The sequence below is a fragment of the Nocardia sp. NPDC041819 genome, assembly GCF_055590505.1.
Map to the genome: position 1 here is coordinate 76,661 of NZ_JBVJAP010000018.1, position 15,742 is coordinate 92,402.

General features: G+C 66.3%; 18 protein-coding genes. 5 read left to right on the forward strand and 13 right to left on the reverse strand.

The window, feature by feature from the left end:
- Positions 1-18 precede the first annotated feature (18 nt).
- The 4 genes from ACZ6DL_RS32985 to ACZ6DL_RS33000 all read right to left on the reverse strand — a co-directional run bounded on the left by ACZ6DL_RS32985 (position 19) and on the right by ACZ6DL_RS33000 (position 3,035).
- A complete protein-coding gene (locus ACZ6DL_RS32985; RefSeq protein WP_466057006.1) occupies positions 19-489 on the reverse strand; it encodes a hypothetical protein in 471 nt (156 codons plus the stop codon).
- Between the two features lie 680 nt (positions 490-1,169).
- Positions 1,170-1,544: a hypothetical protein gene (locus tag ACZ6DL_RS32990; RefSeq protein WP_466057008.1), complete on the reverse strand. Its 375-nt coding sequence runs from the start codon at positions 1,542-1,544 to the stop codon at positions 1,170-1,172.
- 506 nt (positions 1,545-2,050) lie between these two features.
- On the reverse strand, positions 2,051-2,587 hold the full coding sequence (locus ACZ6DL_RS32995; protein WP_466057010.1) for an HAD domain-containing protein: 537 nt from the start codon (positions 2,585-2,587) through the stop codon (positions 2,051-2,053).
- Positions 2,588-2,645: 58 nt separating this feature from the next.
- Positions 2,646-3,035 carry a zinc finger domain-containing protein gene (locus tag ACZ6DL_RS33000; RefSeq protein ID WP_466057012.1) on the reverse strand — a complete coding sequence of 130 codons (390 nt, stop codon included), beginning with the start codon at positions 3,033-3,035 and terminating at the stop codon, positions 2,646-2,648.
- 620 nt (positions 3,036-3,655) lie between these two features.
- Between ACZ6DL_RS33000 and ACZ6DL_RS33005 the strand changes: the two genes are divergently transcribed.
- Positions 3,656-4,153 carry a hypothetical protein gene (locus ACZ6DL_RS33005; protein ID WP_466057014.1) on the forward strand — a complete coding sequence of 166 codons (498 nt, stop codon included), beginning with the start codon at positions 3,656-3,658 and terminating at the stop codon, positions 4,151-4,153.
- Positions 4,154-4,239: 86 nt separating this feature from the next.
- On the opposite strand, the gene ACZ6DL_RS33010 is transcribed toward ACZ6DL_RS33005, so the two are convergent.
- A complete protein-coding gene (locus ACZ6DL_RS33010) occupies positions 4,240-5,244 on the reverse strand; it encodes an NADAR domain-containing protein (RefSeq protein WP_466057015.1) in 1,005 nt (334 codons plus the stop codon).
- Between the two features lie 152 nt (positions 5,245-5,396).
- Here ACZ6DL_RS33010 and ACZ6DL_RS33015 point away from each other — a divergent pair, with 152 nt between their 5' ends.
- The 3 genes from ACZ6DL_RS33015 (at position 5,397) to ACZ6DL_RS33025 (ending at position 6,289) form a co-directional block, all read left to right on the forward strand.
- Positions 5,397-5,528 (forward strand): hypothetical protein, encoded by a 132-nt coding sequence (locus ACZ6DL_RS33015; protein ID WP_466057017.1) that lies wholly within the window; start codon positions 5,397-5,399, stop codon positions 5,526-5,528.
- A 165-nt stretch (positions 5,529-5,693) separates the two neighbouring features.
- Positions 5,694-5,927 (forward strand): hypothetical protein, encoded by a 234-nt coding sequence (locus ACZ6DL_RS33020; protein WP_466057019.1) that lies wholly within the window; start codon positions 5,694-5,696, stop codon positions 5,925-5,927.
- A 212-nt stretch (positions 5,928-6,139) separates the two neighbouring features.
- Positions 6,140-6,289 carry a hypothetical protein gene (locus ACZ6DL_RS33025; RefSeq protein ID WP_466057021.1) on the forward strand — a complete coding sequence of 50 codons (150 nt, stop codon included), beginning with the start codon at positions 6,140-6,142 and terminating at the stop codon, positions 6,287-6,289.
- A gap of 217 nt (positions 6,290-6,506) precedes the next feature.
- Here ACZ6DL_RS33025 and ACZ6DL_RS33030 read toward each other — a convergent pair whose 3' ends face one another.
- From ACZ6DL_RS33030 to ACZ6DL_RS33050, 5 genes are all read right to left on the reverse strand, one after another.
- The gene (locus tag ACZ6DL_RS33030; protein WP_466057023.1) at positions 6,507-7,067 is read right to left on the reverse strand and encodes a P-loop nucleotide/nucleoside kinase family protein; all 561 of its coding nucleotides are present in this window, start codon (positions 7,065-7,067) and stop codon (positions 6,507-6,509) included.
- 271 nt (positions 7,068-7,338) lie between these two features.
- A complete protein-coding gene (locus ACZ6DL_RS33035) occupies positions 7,339-7,743 on the reverse strand; it encodes a hypothetical protein (RefSeq protein ID WP_466057025.1) in 405 nt (134 codons plus the stop codon).
- Positions 7,744-8,260: 517 nt separating this feature from the next.
- Entirely contained in the window at positions 8,261-9,382 is a 1,122-nt protein-coding gene (locus ACZ6DL_RS33040; protein WP_466057026.1) for a recombinase RecT, read from the reverse strand.
- Positions 9,383-9,402: 20 nt separating this feature from the next.
- Positions 9,403-10,248 (reverse strand): PD-(D/E)XK nuclease-like domain-containing protein, encoded by an 846-nt coding sequence (locus tag ACZ6DL_RS33045; RefSeq protein WP_466057028.1) that lies wholly within the window; start codon positions 10,246-10,248, stop codon positions 9,403-9,405.
- A gap of 431 nt (positions 10,249-10,679) precedes the next feature.
- On the reverse strand, positions 10,680-11,273 hold the full coding sequence (locus ACZ6DL_RS33050) for a bifunctional DNA primase/polymerase (RefSeq protein ID WP_466057030.1): 594 nt from the start codon (positions 11,271-11,273) through the stop codon (positions 10,680-10,682).
- On the opposite strand from ACZ6DL_RS33050, the gene ACZ6DL_RS33055 reads away from it, so the two are divergent.
- A complete protein-coding gene (locus ACZ6DL_RS33055; protein ID WP_466057032.1) occupies positions 11,213-11,851 on the forward strand; it encodes a DUF6283 family protein in 639 nt (212 codons plus the stop codon). The genes ACZ6DL_RS33050 and ACZ6DL_RS33055 overlap by 61 nt on opposite strands.
- On the opposite strand, the gene ACZ6DL_RS33060 is transcribed toward ACZ6DL_RS33055, so the two are convergent.
- The 3 genes from ACZ6DL_RS33060 to ACZ6DL_RS33070 are packed head-to-tail and all read right to left on the reverse strand — an operon-like array spanning position 11,840 to position 15,613.
- On the reverse strand, positions 11,840-12,292 hold the full coding sequence (locus tag ACZ6DL_RS33060; RefSeq protein WP_466057033.1) for a DUF6262 family protein: 453 nt from the start codon (positions 12,290-12,292) through the stop codon (positions 11,840-11,842). The two genes, ACZ6DL_RS33055 and ACZ6DL_RS33060, sit on opposite strands and share 12 nt — an antisense overlap.
- The gene (locus tag ACZ6DL_RS33065) at positions 12,289-14,439 is read right to left on the reverse strand and encodes a tyrosine-type recombinase/integrase (RefSeq protein WP_466057035.1); all 2,151 of its coding nucleotides are present in this window, start codon (positions 14,437-14,439) and stop codon (positions 12,289-12,291) included. Before ACZ6DL_RS33065 ends, ACZ6DL_RS33060 begins: the two co-directional genes overlap by 4 nt.
- On the reverse strand, positions 14,429-15,613 hold the full coding sequence (locus tag ACZ6DL_RS33070) for a tyrosine-type recombinase/integrase (RefSeq protein ID WP_466057037.1): 1,185 nt from the start codon (positions 15,611-15,613) through the stop codon (positions 14,429-14,431). Before ACZ6DL_RS33070 ends, ACZ6DL_RS33065 begins: the two co-directional genes overlap by 11 nt.
- Positions 15,614-15,742: the final 129 nt, after the last annotated feature.

Sequence of the window (15,742 nt, forward strand, 5' to 3'; positions counted from 1 at the left end):
TGAGGATCTATGGACGGATCACTGCTGGTGACCAGCGGAGGGGTGGTGGTTCATGGCGCAACTGTCGCGCAGTCCCCTCCAGGCTTCGCGTGTGCTGGTTGAGTGGTTGCGGGTGTGGAGGCGAACCAACGTCGGCACGTTCTCGTCTTCGGGTGTGTGCAGTGCGGCATAGACGGTTTCGTTGATCTCGGCGCGGTCTGCGCTGAGTGGGGTGTTGGTGGCTTGCACGCGTACGCAGCGAGGTGATCCTGGGTCGATGTAGACCGGAACGAGGCACCACGTCTGGTCACGGTGCGCACCGACGGTGATGGTGGCCAGCGCATACAGTGGGTACGGGCTGTCGGCGGCGAGCGCAGGTGTCAGTTCGTCGAACAACGGAACGTGCACGCGTGGCTTCGGGTGCACGGAGATGACGCGCATGTGCCCGACGATGAGGATGTGGTCGTTACTGGCGGTGAGGCGTGCGCGGTAATGGCCATAAATGTCCATCGAGAGTTCTCCTTTCCACGGCCACACGATGCGGCGGCGCTGATTACGTAGACGGCGACCGGACAGCAGTGACCGCCCCGGCCTCGGAATAAGACCGCGGCGGGACGGGAGCGGAGGGGAGGGAGGGGAGGGGAGGGGAGGTGGTCACCGCGGAATGTCGGCACACCGAAACCGGATGTGGCCGCCCGGAATATCCGCACCGCTTTCAGTCGGCCGACAAGCGTGTGGCCCGCCTCGCATTCACTCACCGCTGCCGCGGTAGTGAGGCGGGTTCGATGGGACAGAGGTTGTCTGAAGTGATATCGGGCCGTGAGTGTGAGCGACGCGCACGCGGCGCGATGCGCGCAGACGTGGGCGGGGCTGATGTGGATGGTTAGTGCGCGGCTGCTGTCGTGACCACGGTTGTCGGCCTCGACACGGCTCCCACCGCTGCCGAATCGGCGAGCGAACATCTCGGCGCTACGGCCCGGGTGATTCACCGGCGCTTGCATTGACCCCGGTGATCGGGAGTGTGTTGAGGTACGGGACGTCGGAAGCCGATGGGGTTCAGTGCCAGAGGCGCGAAGGCTGCTCGCGAGGAGGTCTTTCTACTCCGAAAAGGTGATCAACCTCGCCCGTTCGTAAGTGTCGACGTCACTTTCGGAGCAGAAAGCTGAATCCCCGTCCGAGAAGGCGAGATATCACTCAGGTTGACAGCCCTGTTCTGCGATGATGACGACGTGGGGGAAATAGTGGAAAATCGGCGCATTCTCCTGCTCATCCGGATTGTCGCAATTGTCCACATACCCGCCTTCGGTGAGGCGGCTCAGTTCATGCCCAGATACCTGCGCCAGTGCGATCATGAACTGTGTCACCGCCTCCGCGCTGTCGGCTGTCACCTCGATACCCGCGGCCTTGTCGTGATCATCGGGCAGGACACTAAGAATGCGAGCGTGCTCAGTCGCGGACTGTTCCAGGGCAAAGCGGATATGACGGCCGGTGATCTCGAAAATCTCCGCCGCAGCTGCTTCGGGCACGTCGATGGGCTCTGGGCTGATGGAGGGCCCTACGAACATCGGTGGCTCCTTTCGCTGCGGCCGAAGGTCCACGCGATGGCGCACGGGCGTGAGTTTCGCTTCTCTGTTACGCGGGCTGGCCGATTTGAGCGAGGCAGATTAGTCGCGGCGCAATGGACATCCAGGTCGCCGGTCCGATGAGGAACTGATGTCCCGCGTTCTCGGCAGCGCCGCTCCCACGTCGCTGGCACAGAGGGCGGCACACGCGTGGGTGAGGCGCACACGGGTTCAGGCACACCACGGCTGCCGCACCGGGTCGAAGATTCATCGCCACTACGTGCGGATCAACGCCGGAACTGCTGGCTATGCCCGACCGAGGGGTAGGAAAGCCACTCCTGCGCCGCGACGTCCAACATCGTCGCTGGCTCACACGCCCCTGATATAGCGGCTCGGCACCGCGCCGTGGAGCTATCCGCATCGAGGGCTACGGCAGGGGTGATTCACCGGCCCGACCCGCGCCAAAGGCAGGGGGCAGGCTGACGCTTGGCCGGGACCGGTGAATCCATTCAGGTGGCTTGTGCTGCGGCGATCATCCTCGCCCAGGACTCGAGGATGTCGAAGTCGCGCCCACACAGACCCACGCGAGGGTCGACATGGTGCAGCAACGCCTGCCCATCGTGGTAGTAGCCGACGAAATCCCGGTCGCGTTCACTGATTTCGTCGTCGATCCACGCGAAAGGCCTGCCCGCCGCGTGAGACACAAGATGGCGTGTTTTCCAGAAAGTTTGCTCCGGTCCGGCGTCGTACATGGTGGGCCAGGCCACCACCGGCAGCTCCGGGAGACCGACCTTCGGGGCGATCCAGGTGTTCGCTTCCTCACACCAGCTCGTCGCCCACGTCAGCTCGTAGAGTTCGGCCAGCCGAAGCAACTGGCGACCATGCTCAGGGTTGAGCCAGACTCGTAACTTCACCCGCCGCGCAGGTTCTCCCGGGTACCGGGAGCACCTGCTATCGGTCAGCTTCCGGAAGGTCTCGTAGCCGGCGGGGCGGCGCTCACGTTTGGCGGCGTAGGGGTTGAGCGGCCCATCCACGTCGATGTACAACCGAGGCAGAGTCATTTTGAATCTCCTTCTCCTGCAACGAAGAGCGCACCTGTGTCGGTCAGCCGGGAACGTCGTCGTTACCGGACACGTTGTCCGGTGACGGAGTCGTGGGGCGCAGGAAGCGACGTTTTCGGCGAGCCGCGGCGGCGGCAGGGTCCTGGCGACTAGGGCGGCTGCGCAGCAACCGGCGCCGCGGCGTCGTAGGCGGTAGGTTTCCGGTAGCGAGTGCGTCCGGTTTGGCGGTGTTGATACGGATCGGGTGCAGCAGTCGCAGCTCGTGCCGCTGACCTGCGACATCGACGCGTGTGCAGGGTTGTCCGACTGCGGCCCGGCACTGCTTGTACGGGCAGATAATGGTCAGTCCGAGCTGCCGTAGGTGAAGGTCCTCCTCGAGAAGGCGGACACGATCTCCACGCGGCAGCGGCCTCACGGTAGTGGTGGCAGGCATAGTCGATCCGATCCTGAAAGGGGTGTTCGAGCGACGGGTCTCGGCCGCGCCACAGAGGCAGCGCGCCTACTCGATGTGGCTGACCTCGCGCAGATCCGGCCGGTCACGAGCCGGGGCTCCTTCACCGATCGAACCGCGCGTGCGCAGGCAGTCCGTGGTGCTGGGGAAATGCCCAGCGCAACCCTGGGGCGGACAGTCCGACTGTTTCGGCGGGCGCCGCGCAGGGTGGCGGTGTGGCGGCGGTGGGCGTGGATGGAGATGACGGCACGCGCACGGGATGCGGTCGTGACAATCCCAGCCACACCACGACTGTCGTGCGCAGAGGTCGAGGACCACCGTCAGAGAGGCCCGGTCCGACGCCGGGAACGCGCGCATCCGTGTCGAGCATCGAAACACGTACGGTGTATCGCGCAGCGCGGATCCAGATTTGGGTGCGGGGTCAGCGCTGGCGTCAGGGCGCGTCAGGGGTCAAGCGCCGTAGGCTGTGGGTAGGGGACTGGCAAGGTGATGATCTGGTCAGTCAGGAGTGGAAGATGGAAGGCACAACCGCGCCGCGGAGCGGAGGGCGGCGGCGTCCGATCGTGGTATCGCAGAGACTCGAGAATCGGCGAACTCGCCGTATGGAACGCCATGCTGCCGCACGGGAACGTTTGGCGCGCATCGATGCTGCGGATCGGCAGTTCACCAACGCGTGGGAGTCGATCATGGTGGCTGAGGAATCGCTCGCGCAGGAAATCGCTGCGCTGCAACAGCGCATCGAGAATGCTCGCACACGAACGGCCACCCTGATCGAAGGGCATCGCCGTCAGCAAGCGGAGGCGGCGGCCGCGATCCGCCGCGAAGGGTGCAGCGTGAACGAGGTGGCCGACATTCTCGATATCAGTCCGAAAGAGGTGCGCCAGCTGATCGCCGAGGCTCGCTTGCCCACCGATTTCGACTCGACAGCAGCCGGTGGGCACCATTCCAGTGACGTATCAGTGCAGCCGACGGAGGTGGCGGGTGCTGCGGCCGACCAGGACGCGTTAGCGCAGGGCCCACCACAGAAGCCACGGCAGGCAATAGAGCCGAGGTTCGATCCGCCGCAGACCTCCACATCAAAGGACGGTCTGATCTCGTGAAATTCCCGAAGCGATCGGTTCGCTGACACACGCGTCGGGCCGAAAGGGGGGAATGCGGCTGCGTTGTTGGGCGCAGCCGCACAGGGTCACGCCACGCGTCGGCTCCGATTCGTGGGCTCCGGGGTGTAGGCGTGGGTTATGGTGCTCCGGCGGCGTTCGAGGTCGACTGTGATCACAGGCATGTCGGTGCAGTAGCGGCGTAAGGCCGACACGGTGCCGCCGCGGGTGATGCGCGGGTCGCGCACGGCGACGATCGCGTCCGCATCACCCAGCAGGAGTTGGTTGCGGAGGTCGTAGAACCGGGTGGCGGCGTGGTCGCCGATCACCACCAGCCGTGCCACCTGGTGGAGGAGACCGGCGTGGTCGGCCTGCTGACGCTCGGTCCACCGTTGACTCTGGGCCGCGAACGGCTGGTATCCCCAGAGTCTGAGGCCGGCGGTGGAAGCGGCTTCTGCCCACCATGTATCGGCGCCGGTGGCTAGCCCGCTCGAGGCGGTCTCGGTACCGTGGTGGTCGCGGAGTTTGACGATGATGCGTTCGAGTTCGCCGCGCACCCATGGGTGGGTGTCCGGGTGAATGAGGTGTTCGCGGTGGCCGGTGAGCGCGACGCGCGGCCACCGGTCGGCAGGGTCGCCGCGCAATTCTCGGCGCACCCGCATGAGAGTGCGCCCGAGCATGTTCGCTCCAGCGGGTATCAGCAGGCCCGGACGCAGGCATCGGCCCCAGAAGTCATCGTTCCAATCGTTGCCTTCGATGAGCAACCTGTCCCCGGTCGAGATAAGCAGGTCGCCCAGTTGAGGGTCGAGAGTGAACTTGCTGCGCAGTATTTCGGCCATCACCGCGGGTTTGGCTTGGTCCCAGTCTGGACGCAACTGCACCTGCCGTCCGAGGTCCTTGGCTCGACGTGGTGTGGGGGCCGCCTGGATCCGCGCGATCGACGTCGGATCGGTGGTCTTGGCGGCCGCGAATGCATGCTCGGCCGTGGGAAACCGGACACCGGCATATTCGGCTGGGTGCGCGCGGAAGTTCGACAGATACCCGTAGGTATGCCGGAAGGCATCGATCACCATCCCCTCGGCGTGAATAGCCATGTCTGCACTGTCCTCTCGGAGTCTGAGAAGCGGATTCGCCTGCTACTGCTACAGCGCGCCGCGGATGGAGTCCTGATGCCCCTGTTGCGCGCCAGACCGGACGTACTGCGCGGTCTGCCCCGGCGCAGCGACAGTCGCCGATATCCGCTGCGGTGGCCGAACACGATGGCGTTGTGGTCGCGCCCGCGCGGTCGATCCTCCAGGTGGCTCTCCTGCTCGAGGGACCGTTGTTGCTGTATCGGATCATGTTGATGCGGCGACACAACGCGCTGCCGAGTTCGTGAAATGGGGATCAGGTGATCAACCGGTACGTTGCGGCTCTGTGCGCCGTACTCACCGTGTGCACTGTCAGTGGCTGCTTCCCTGAAGGGACGGTCACTACGGCCGACACCAGCAGCACGGCAACCGCGTCGAGGTCCTCCGTTGCGGCGGGGCCGTCGTGTTCAGACGTGGGCGGAGTGTTCCACCAGAACTACCCGGACGGGCGCGGCACGTGCGTGTCTGCCAATCCGGTCCGTGCCTGCCACAAGACGCTGGCGGAGTACGAATGGTCGGATCCGGACTATCTGGCGGAGTTGACATTGACGCCGCCGGTGTCGTCCGGCTCCGTCGACGCGATCGGGTTGGAGATGATTCGCGCGGCGAGTAACCAGCAGTGCTGGCACCTGCCTCCCGATCATTGAGTCATGGTGAGAGTTCCGCACCGCTTATCGGTCGACGGCGCACGAGCGTGTCGGCCTTTCGTGGCGGGTCGCTGTCGATCGGGTCTTCAGGTGCGTGAATGTCAGGGGTGCTCGGCGCTGCGAGAAGCACATGTCGACAGCCCCCACCTCGGTGCTTTCACCGAACGACGACCTTCGAGTGGCGGTGGCGGTGAGGCGCGAGGCGACCCCGGATGGAGGCGCTGCGCTCGGCGTCAACGGCGGCGGCGAAGCGTTCGCCACAGGTGGCACAACAGGATGATCATGAAAACCGGGATTGCGGCAAGGACCAGCCCTACCGGCCAGGTGATGGCGAGCATCAGGAGGTGAACCTTCTAGTTTGAACAGCGCCTCGACCCGACAGGTGTGATCGCGAGCTGCTGGCTTGTATGAAACATCCACCCCGCCTACAGAATCCGGAGGAACGACACGGCCGGGGGCGTCGTGGACCCTCCTGCTCAGCGAGGCCGACCGGGCCCTCCACGGAGGCCGTTGTGCGGCGCGATACCACGGGCAGGGCGTCGGGGCTCGACCTCGAACGTTGAGAGCGCTAGTGCGGCTTCACCCGGTCGCTGTGGGGCGGTGCGGCGGGTGATCGGTGATCGTGCGGGGAGAATGGAAGGGCAGGGGGCGCTCACCGATCACGTGGTTTGCTGGGGGCATCCATGTTCCGGGCGGATAGTCTCGCCAGACTTGACGGATGACCTGCTCATCGACGTCGTGCCCGCCGCGTTGCGCGCGGTGAGCGACGTTGGCGATGCAGGTCTCGAGCGAGGCGTACACGTCGATCACCAGACAATCGATGCCGCGGTCCGCGGCCAGGGTCTGCCAGCGCTGAACGTGGTCGGGTTCGAGGTTGGTGGCGTCGATGATGACGCTGCAGCCGCGATCGAGATGCTCGATGCATTCCCGCATTTCCAACTCGCTGACGATGTCTTCGTCGCGGTCATCGAGACGGCCTTGCCGGTGAAAATGCCTCTCACGAATGGTGTCTCGGGAGACGATGGCGGTGTGCGGGCTGCTCAAGGCGAGCTGGGCGGCCAGCGTCGACTTGCCCGCACCCATGATGCCCCGCAGGACCACGATCACTGTTGCACCGCGCGCTCTCGGCGCAGCGTTCATCACAAAACCCTCTCAGTAGAAGATGCGCACACAACCGGGTCCGGTTCGACCGGCCGCCACCACGTGGTGGATATCGCCGAAAACCGGCGAGTCGACAGCAGCGAAGCGAGGAAGAATGCTGTATCTCAACTGCTTTCGAGATGAGCTGGCATTCCGGGCTTCTACGCTCGATCGACTGCCGGTAGGTTCTCGGATGTTGGATGCGTGCTTCTGGTCGCTCGGAGCTGGCGAGGTCTCGACATCCGGCGCGCGGCACCGGTGTCCAGGACGATCAACGGCGGTCAGCCGTGTTCAGGACCGGCCCCGCTGGTGCAGTGGCGGAGGCTCGACAGTGCTTCGGCAGTTTCCAGTCTTCGAATGCACCGTTGTCGGGATCGATGGATCCGTACCGGACGATCTGTGAGGCGTTCACGGCGAGGGCGGTCCCGTCACGACCGACAGCCGGGCAGTGGTCCATGGCCACGGCAGCGCAGTCAGCGTGCAGTGGTGCCGCGGTCAGGGCCCATCCGGTGTCGTCGATGATCACCGTGACAGGTGTGTCCGTCGGCACCGCACCGCCGCAGAATTGGCACAGCATCTCGCGTTGAGCCTGTGCCATGCGGTCGGGATCGACCGCTGTCCACAGAGCCCGCTCATGGCCTTGTTCATCGGAGTAGATGGGTGTGAGCCAGGGCACCGGTCGTCCGAGGTGCGGTCGGTCTGTGCCGGTAGGGCCGCGGTCGATCCCGCAGCGTCGCTGCCAGCGGCCCAGCGGCACCTCCGGTGTATCGAGGCAGCTCGGCCGTCGGCAGGTGACATCGCCGGAGGCCAGCTCCAGATCGGGCGGGTGGCCGCAACCCGGGCAGGCCAGGTCGCGGCAGGCAACCCACCGCGCGTCACGGGCGGCGGCCGCAGTCAGGCCGTCGGTGGTCATCGGCTTGTCCTCGTGGTTTCGGTCGCGGCGGCCTCGGTGGCCGAACTGTCGGGCTCTTCGGCTGGAGTGCCATCAATGTGGTTGGTGGGCAGTCGATTTCCATGCTTCCGGTCGTGTGCTGGGATACTTCGCCGCTGGCCTGCTCGGCAGGGAAGGCGATCGGAACGACCACCATGGAAGGTGCGGACCGGCGGTGAGTCAGCGGCTGGCCAGGGGTGTGCGCCGAAGTCGGACCCGATGAGGAATGCGCGGTTCGTTCGACTCGCTGGCCGTGTGAAGGTCAGGGTGTGGCGTTGTTCTCCTCGACGGATGAGGGCGGAGGCAGCGCGGACCACAGCCGGGCGAGATCGTCGCCGTCGAGGTCGCCGATTGTGCTGATCGGGCGCTCTAATTGCTTTGTAGCCCAGCCGAGTACGCCGTCAGGGTCACGCCCCAAGGTGGTGGTCGCGGCAGTGAGGAACTCCTGCACTCGCTCGTTGGTGGCGGTGGCCGCACGGCGGCGACCTGTCGCGGCGCGGGCCGCCCGTTTGGCTGGGGAGGCGGTGGTCGTTGCGGTGTCGCCGGAGAGGGCATTCGCCGGCGCGGGAGCTGGATTCGCGGCGGCGGCACGGCGGCTGACAGGCGCGATCGCGGGTGTGTCGGCTGTGGTCGCGTCCGCCGCCGCCGAGGTGTCGGATGGTGTGCGGGGCGGACCGAGCAAGTCGACAGCGTCCTGCGGGTCGGTGTGCGGGTCGGTGGTGTCGGGGCGGGCGCTGGTGGGCTCGTTGGCGGTGTCTGTGCTGTCGGCCAGGCGCAGCCATCCCAGCTCGCTGGGGAACAAGCGCCGCCAGGCGTCGGCTTCGGCGCACTTGGCCAGCATGTGGCATGGCATTTTCTCCCAGCCCTGGGAGGGGGCGCCGCTGAGGGTGGTTTTGACGAACTCGCAGTAGTGCACGACCGCGTCGACGGTTTCGACGCGGCTGTCGGGGTGGGCGGCGGTGAGCGTGTATTGCGCGGCCACCGGCGGGGTGTCGTAGGGCCAGGCGTCGACCCAGCCGCGGGCTCGGTCGTCGTGGAACAGCGGTTTGGAGCTCTGTAGGAGCAGGCCGAGCTTGCGGGCGGCGCGGCGACCCGCGATCCGGAAGCCGTGGATGGAGGTCTCCACAGACCACCGCTCCTCGATCTGCGTGCCGCGCGCGGTGACGACCGTTTCGCGGCGTTGCAGCAGCCGGATCTGTTTGAGAAACGGATTCAGTCCGGAGGTGACTGCGCCGTAGAACAGCAGATTCAGCGCGGCCGCTGGCGGGTCGGTGCGCCAGCGCGCGATCAGGCGTAGCGCCTCGATCTGGACTTCGGTGAATTCGGTTTGCTCAGGGTCGAGAGCCAATGGTGAGCGCGGCCCCACAACGGTGGGTGTGGACATGAAGCGCACGGTCCTTTCGGTCAATGCCGCAAGCGCAGGTTCGCGCGGCGCGGCAGGCGGATGCGGTGGATGCCGGGGCCGTGGTCGGGCCAGGTGTCGGTACCCACGCAGCGGGCAAAGAGGTTCACCGCGCGCCGGTTCTCCTCGGCGGCCTCAGCGAGGTCACTGGGGTGCAACTCGCAGACGCTGACCACGTGCGGCGCATGCTTGCTGACGGCCGCAAACAGAAAGCGGCGCACCACGAGCCCGCAGCCGGCGATACCCTGCTGGTACCAGTCCTGTTGCAGGTGATAGCCATACCGCAGGACCGACCAAGCGAAATCCTCCGGATCAGCGCTGTCGGTGGTCTTCAGATCCACGACCACCACCCCGCCGTCGACCGAGGGGTGCAGCCAGTCCGGGCGGGCTCGCAGCATCAGCCCGGTCAACGGGTCGGGCCAGTAGAACGACACCTCCTGCCAGCCCTCCGACAACAGCGGCACCAGCGCCGGATGCGTGCGGACCGCGGCGGCCATGGCCTGGGCTTTATCGAAAGTCCGGTGCAGTAGCGGGATGCGTCCGGCCTGGCGGTGCCAGCGGCGCAGCGCCTGGGCACGTTTGGACTTCCAGTCCCGGAACTCGAGCCTCACCACCAGCGGCCCGGACCCCAAGGCCATGGTGTGCACGGCGCGCCCGAACTCGAGGGCCTCGGTGTCGGGGGCACCGTGGAGCTGTTCGTAGCGGAATTGGCAGGGGGTGATCCCCGACCACCACAGCCGCCGCGCCCCCGAACTCGACAAGGACGCCAGGTCCCTGAGGTGATAGACGCGGTCGGGCAACTGCAGGTGGATGCCAGCGGTGGGGGTGGCGGAATGCAGAGCAAGCATCACGATCTCCGACGAAGAAGTCCGGCCTGGCGGTGACACAGCGAGTTCGGTGGGCACACGTCGGGTAGAGGTTTGCGCCGCTGGGATGTCAGGGCGACGCTGTCGCGCCCCTGCGCAGCACAGCAGTGCCAGTACCTTTTCCGCGGGATCGGTGGCGCAGGACCCGCTTGGACGGTCTCGTCCGGTAGAGCCAGCTGCGGACCGACAACAGAGCCTCCTGGGCTGAGCTCATCCGCTGCTGGAGCCGGTGGCCGTTCGGGTACCCATGCCGCCGTCGGTCCAATTTCTTGAGAACGGTGGGTCGGCTGTTGGCTCGTGCCGCCACCGCGGCGGTCGGGCTACCCAGCACTGTCCGGGCCGCTCCCGGGGGTACTCGAGCAGGTACGACGCGGATGCGTGGCTACCGGCGTGGGTGACCTGAGTTGCGGGTGTCAGCGCAGGTGGATGTGGCGGGGGCGGGCGATACCGAAGTCGAGGCCGTCGTTGATGACGCGTTCGGCTTCGCGTTCGGTGAATCCCTCGATGCCGATGTGGGCCTCGGCAGCTGCGCGCAGTACCTGGTGTGCTTCGTCGCGGGTGAGCATCCCGGCTCCGACAAGGCGACCGATCGAGCCGGCGGCCGAGAGCAAAGTGTGGTGACGCTGGCCGCGGGGTGCGGCCAGGATCCGTTCGAACTGCTTGACCAGGGCAGCATGCACATAGGCGTTGACGCGAACTCGGGAAAGGTCGACGGTGGTCGGGGTCGGAAGGGGTGGGGGTGTCAGGGCGGTGATCAGCCAGTCCGGTGGTGAAGCCGGTGACCGGTCATCCAGCAACTGGTAGGTGTCACCGCTGCGAGAGACTGATCCGGCGCCGACTATGTAGCCGCCGACGCCGCGAGTGTCGATGCGCCACCCCAGCCGTCCGGAACTGTTCCCTAATCGCGGTGCTTCGGGAGCGGCGAAGTAGAGGTGCTCACCGCCTGATGTTATCCGCAGGAGAAAAGTTGTTGGTCGGCGTCTTACCTGGTCAGAACCTTGATTCAATAGCAGAAACGAGGGGGCAGGTCGAGCTGTGTTTCATCGGCCGATGCGGGTTGAGTGTGGGGTGGCGCGGGTGCATCGTGGTGGTCGTGCAAGAGACTCCCGAGCTAGATCCCATCGAAGACGGGGTTGCGTGTGCAGACGAGTTGGAGCCGCCTGCGCCGAGGCCGTGCGGTTCGTGTCCTTATCGGCGCGATGTGCTCAGCGGGGTTTGGCATGCCGAGGAGTATGAGAAGCTGGGTCGCTACGACCTTGAGATGGCCTTGCAGCCGCCGGGGTTGTTCCAGTGCCATCAGACCGGCGCTGAAGGGGCTTTGTTCGGGGGGTCGGTTGCTATGGCTCGGATCTGCTCGGGCTGCGTCTGGCCTTGCTGCGAGGTCACAGCAGCGTGGGGACCTTCCAGCCCGCAGTCGACTATCGGCCGCCGGTTCCGCTGTTCGGTTCCAGTAGTGAGGCTGCCGATCATGGGCCGGCCGAGATCGACTGTCCAGGAACGGATGCCGTGCAGGCCATCGACAAGATCAGCCGACGGCGGTCCGATCTCGCCTGAGTGTCTCGTCGTTGTGTGGTTACTGTGTTGACGGTGCTGGGTAAGAGTGGCCGGGCCAGGTGCCTCCGCGGCGGGTCAGCTCCCGGCGGAGGTCGAGGTTCTCGCCGTGGGCTCGTGCGAGAGCGTCGCGCAGCTCGTCGACCTGTTGGCGGTGCAGCTTCTTCAGTTGGGTGATCTGGCTGGTGAGGGCGAGGACGAGGGAGCTTTCGGAGCCCGGGGGCGGAGCTGGGGTGCGGCGAGCGGGCTGGCTTTGGGCGCGCAGGTGCTCGATGCGGGTGCGGAGTTCGGGGTGGTTGTAGAGGAAGGCATGGGAGACGCCGGCTTCGCGTTGGATCGATTGGAATGTGACGGGGTCACCGCGTTTGACGAGCGCCCGGATGGCTTGCTCGGCGTCGCGGGGTTTGTTCTCGGACTTGGCTTTTGCGGCGGCGATGAGGGTGGCTGTGCGTCGGTCACGGGTGTCGTCGGTCAAGGTCGAGTTCTCCGCGGAAAGGTCGGGTTCATGAGCAGCGGGACCGGCCCGGTGACTGCGGTGGGGCAGCCGTGTCCTTGGATGGCGTGGCCGGGTTCGGTGGGCAGGGTGTCGAGCAGCCGGGTGAGGGCTTGTTGTTCGGCGCGGCGTTGGGCCAGCCAGACGTTGTCGTCGGGCATGGGTTGGCCGTGTCGGTTGGCGAATTCGGTTGTGGTGCGGTCGATCAGGGCGGTGGTGTCGTCGATTTGGTGTTGCAGCACGTCGCGGTGGGTGGCGTCGGTGGCGAAGACCGAGCAGGTCAAGCAGGCGTTTCCCTTGTCGCAGGATTGCAGCGGCGGGAGCATGCACCAGCCGTGGGGCAGGATGCGGTCGGCGCGGTCGAACAGGTGCATGGCGTCGTGGTCGTCGCGGGAGAAGCGGACCCGGGTGCCGTCGGCCTTGAACTTTGTGGTGGCGATGAAGGCTTGTTCGGCGTGTTCTTCGCGTTGGGCGACGTAGTGCATCGACATGCTGGGGGTGGCGTGCCCGGCGTAGCGTTGCAGGACTTTGATCGGTAACCCGAGCTCGGCCAGACGGGTCAGCTTCGTGTGGCGGAAGCGGTGGGTGTGACCGAGCGTGACGGGTCGGCCGTTGCTGTCGCGGATCGCGATGAGGTCGCTGAACTTGTTCAGCAGCCGCGTGTAGCTGCCTGCGGCATAGGGTTTGGTCGCGGTGAGGTTGCTTTTGCGGGCGGTGAACAGGTAAGGCGTGGTGGTGGTAGGGAAGCGGTCGCGGATCCAGCGCCGCTGGTCTTCGATGATCGCGACCACCTCGTCGTCGACGAGGATGGTGTCGGGGGCGATGTCGATCTTGCTCTGGGCGTAGCGGAACCGGGTCAGCGACTTACCCTCGCTGTCGTCGGTCGACGCGGGAACTGATGTGAGACAGTCATATTCGCAGAGGCGGACCTCGCTGGCTCGGCGTCCGGTGAGGATCTGCAGCAGGATCATCCGCATCACCTGCGGGTCGCCGAATCCCTCGGCGGTGATGGTGGTGCCGTCGCCGCGGGTGATCGGCATGTGCTGGCCACGAGGAAGCGCGAGGAGCGGCAGTGCCGCGGTGATCTGGGCCAGAGCGTGGTCGTCGACGTAGTGATCGGCGTTGAGCATTGGTTGGTGCCGGATCGGTGTCACCTGGCGGCGCCAGGCGTCGGCGTGCAGTTCCGTGACCGCCGACCATGGCGACTCCCCGAGCACCGTGCGTGCTTCGCGAGGGTTGGCGGCGACGAACGCGAACAGTTCGGACACCGCGCGCAGATCGTCGTTGACCTGTCGAGGATGAACCCGATGTGCGCGGTGATGCTGTTCGGAAGGGCGCATGGCTCGGTTGACCGGGTCGGCGGCCCAGCGGCGGAACTCGGCTGCCTGTGCGGGTGCGGCCAGCGGGTCGGACAGGACCTCGCAAGGATCGTCGAACGCGACGGTGATCCATCGGTCGAACCGGGTGAGCTGGCGGCCTTGACCGATGGTCGACCAGCGCAGCGTTCCGGCTTCGAGTTGGGTGCCGAGGTGCCATTTCACTGCCGCGCGAAGCCATGGCGCGGTGATGTGGGCCGGAATGATGCGCCCGCCGTGGGGCTCGCGGGGGCCGATCGGGATGCGCGGGTCGCAGCGGGGATGCCACTCGTCGAGCTCCCACCAGCGTCCCTGATGGCAGTGCGCGATCAACGCCAAACGGGGAACCTGGAACACCGCGCGCAGCCGGAAGCGGGTATTGGCGGGTGGGAAGCGCTTCCATCGGGTGGTGTAGTACCAGCTCAGCAGCGATTGCCCAGTCTCCCAGTCGATCTGCTGGATCGACAAAGGAAGCTCGCGGCCAGCGTCGCAGGCTCGCCGGTATGCGATAGCGAACTGATTGAGCGGTTGCACCGACACAGGAGTGCCGTCGATCATCTGCTGCCAGTGGGCCATCCATGCCAGCTCAGTAAGGAGCGGCTCGGGCAGCCCGGTCAGAATCAGGTCGTGGATATGGCGTCCCGGCGGGTCGCTCCAGCCGGGGATGTCGGGTCCGATGCGTGGCCCGCGCCAAGCCGGGGGCAGCTCCTCGCGGAGACGGGCGAGCAGATCACCCCGGCTGGTGGGGTGGAGTTCGATAATGTTATCGGCCAAGACGCAGATCCCATCCCGCGGTGAACGCTCTCCAGTCCGCGGCCGCGCGGAGGGCCGCGTCTTCACAGACCCAGCCATACAGATCGAGAGTGGTTTGCACGTGGGCGTGGCCCAGGCGCCGCGATACCACCCAGTCGGGTGTGCCCGCCAGGAGCAGGGCGGTGGCGTGGCTGTGTCGGAACCAGTGCGGCGTCCAGCCGGGCGGACCGATTCCCTTGCGGCGCAGGGCCGTTACCTTGGTCCGGACGGTGCCCTCGGACAGAGCCGCCAACAGCGGCGGACGATCGAGGTTGACCAACAGCGCCGATTCCGCGGTCACCATCAACCCCAATTCCGTTGCCCGGCCGACCATATGAGTGATGTACTCGGCGAACAACCGCTCCAGGTCGGCCCCGACATAGATCCGCCGCGGCCGCATCATCTTCACCCGCGCGCCGCTGGCGTTGTCCTCACGTGGGACGATCTCGATGTAGGCGGTGCGACCGCGCCCCATCACAAAGTCCGCGATCCGCAACCCCAAGACTTCCCCGAGTCGGCAACCAGTTTCAGCGAGCACGGCGAACAGAAACCGGTCGCGCAGATTGCCCACCCACTCCCCGGTATCCGGATCCGGCACCGCGCAGCCGTCCAGGACCGCTTGAATATCGTTCGGCAGCAACACCGGCGGACGATCCTGTCGAGTCCGACGCACCCGCACCAGCGACGACGGTTGCGGCCCCACCCGCGCCGACAGGTGCGCCAGCAGTCCCCGCGCGGGCTTGCGCCGTGGTGCACCACGCAGCAGCCGACCGGCCACCGGCACCGCGGTGACGGCTTCCTGCCACCGGTAGAACGAGATCAACGCCGCCAGCCTGGCCTCGAGCGTGTGCGGCGACGGCTCGGTATCGGCGGTGACGAGGCTATGTTCGACCATGCGGCCGTTACGAAGCCACGACACGAATCCGAGCACGGTCGAGACCTCGGCGTCGTCCCACCGGTCGGCCTCACCGCGTAGCTCGAGGAAGCTCCACCAGTGCGCCAGCGCGGTGGCATATCCGCGCACCGTGTTGGGCGACCACACCGTGCGGTGCGCCTCGAGCCAGCCCTCGATCGGCGCGACCGTGCGGTGCCAACAATCGATCACTGTCCACGTGCGCCGCCCGGACGAGGGCCGCACCGCCAGGGCATACGCCATCCAATTCCCGCCTCGAAAAGCCATGGGGTAGAGCCAGATCGGAGCACACCGTAATCGCTGACCGGTGAACGTGACGGCGGATTCACCCATCCCGAATGCAGATCCACTGGTGAAGGTGACGTATTCGGG

What these genes read in the sequence shown, in the direction of transcription:
- ACZ6DL_RS33000 (WP_466057012.1), bottom strand. Translation starts at nt 3,035, where the DNA reads ATGCCTGCCACCACTACCGTGAGGCCGCTGCCGCGTGGAGATCGTGTC.
- ACZ6DL_RS33010 (WP_466057015.1), bottom strand. Translation starts at nt 5,244, where the DNA reads ATGGCTATTCACGCCGAGGGGATGGTGATCGATGCCTTCCGGCATACC.
- ACZ6DL_RS32985 (WP_466057006.1), bottom strand. Translation starts at nt 489, where the DNA reads ATGGACATTTATGGCCATTACCGCGCACGCCTCACCGCCAGTAACGAC.
- ACZ6DL_RS33070 (WP_466057037.1), bottom strand. Translation starts at nt 15,613, where the DNA reads ATGGCGTATGCCCTGGCGGTGCGGCCCTCGTCCGGGCGGCGCACGTGG.
- ACZ6DL_RS32990 (WP_466057008.1), bottom strand. Translation starts at nt 1,544, where the DNA reads ATGTTCGTAGGGCCCTCCATCAGCCCAGAGCCCATCGACGTGCCCGAA.
- ACZ6DL_RS33055 (WP_466057032.1), top strand. Translation starts at nt 11,213, where the DNA reads ATGTTATCCGCAGGAGAAAAGTTGTTGGTCGGCGTCTTACCTGGTCAG.
- ACZ6DL_RS33045 (WP_466057028.1), bottom strand. Translation starts at nt 10,248, where the DNA reads ATGCTTGCTCTGCATTCCGCCACCCCCACCGCTGGCATCCACCTGCAG.
- ACZ6DL_RS33025 (WP_466057021.1), top strand. Translation starts at nt 6,140, where the DNA reads ATGGAGGCGCTGCGCTCGGCGTCAACGGCGGCGGCGAAGCGTTCGCCA.
- ACZ6DL_RS33005 (WP_466057014.1), top strand. Translation starts at nt 3,656, where the DNA reads ATGGAACGCCATGCTGCCGCACGGGAACGTTTGGCGCGCATCGATGCT.
- ACZ6DL_RS33030 (WP_466057023.1), bottom strand. Translation starts at nt 7,067, where the DNA reads ATGAACGCTGCGCCGAGAGCGCGCGGTGCAACAGTGATCGTGGTCCTG.
- ACZ6DL_RS33040 (WP_466057026.1), bottom strand. Translation starts at nt 9,382, where the DNA reads ATGTCCACACCCACCGTTGTGGGGCCGCGCTCACCATTGGCTCTCGAC.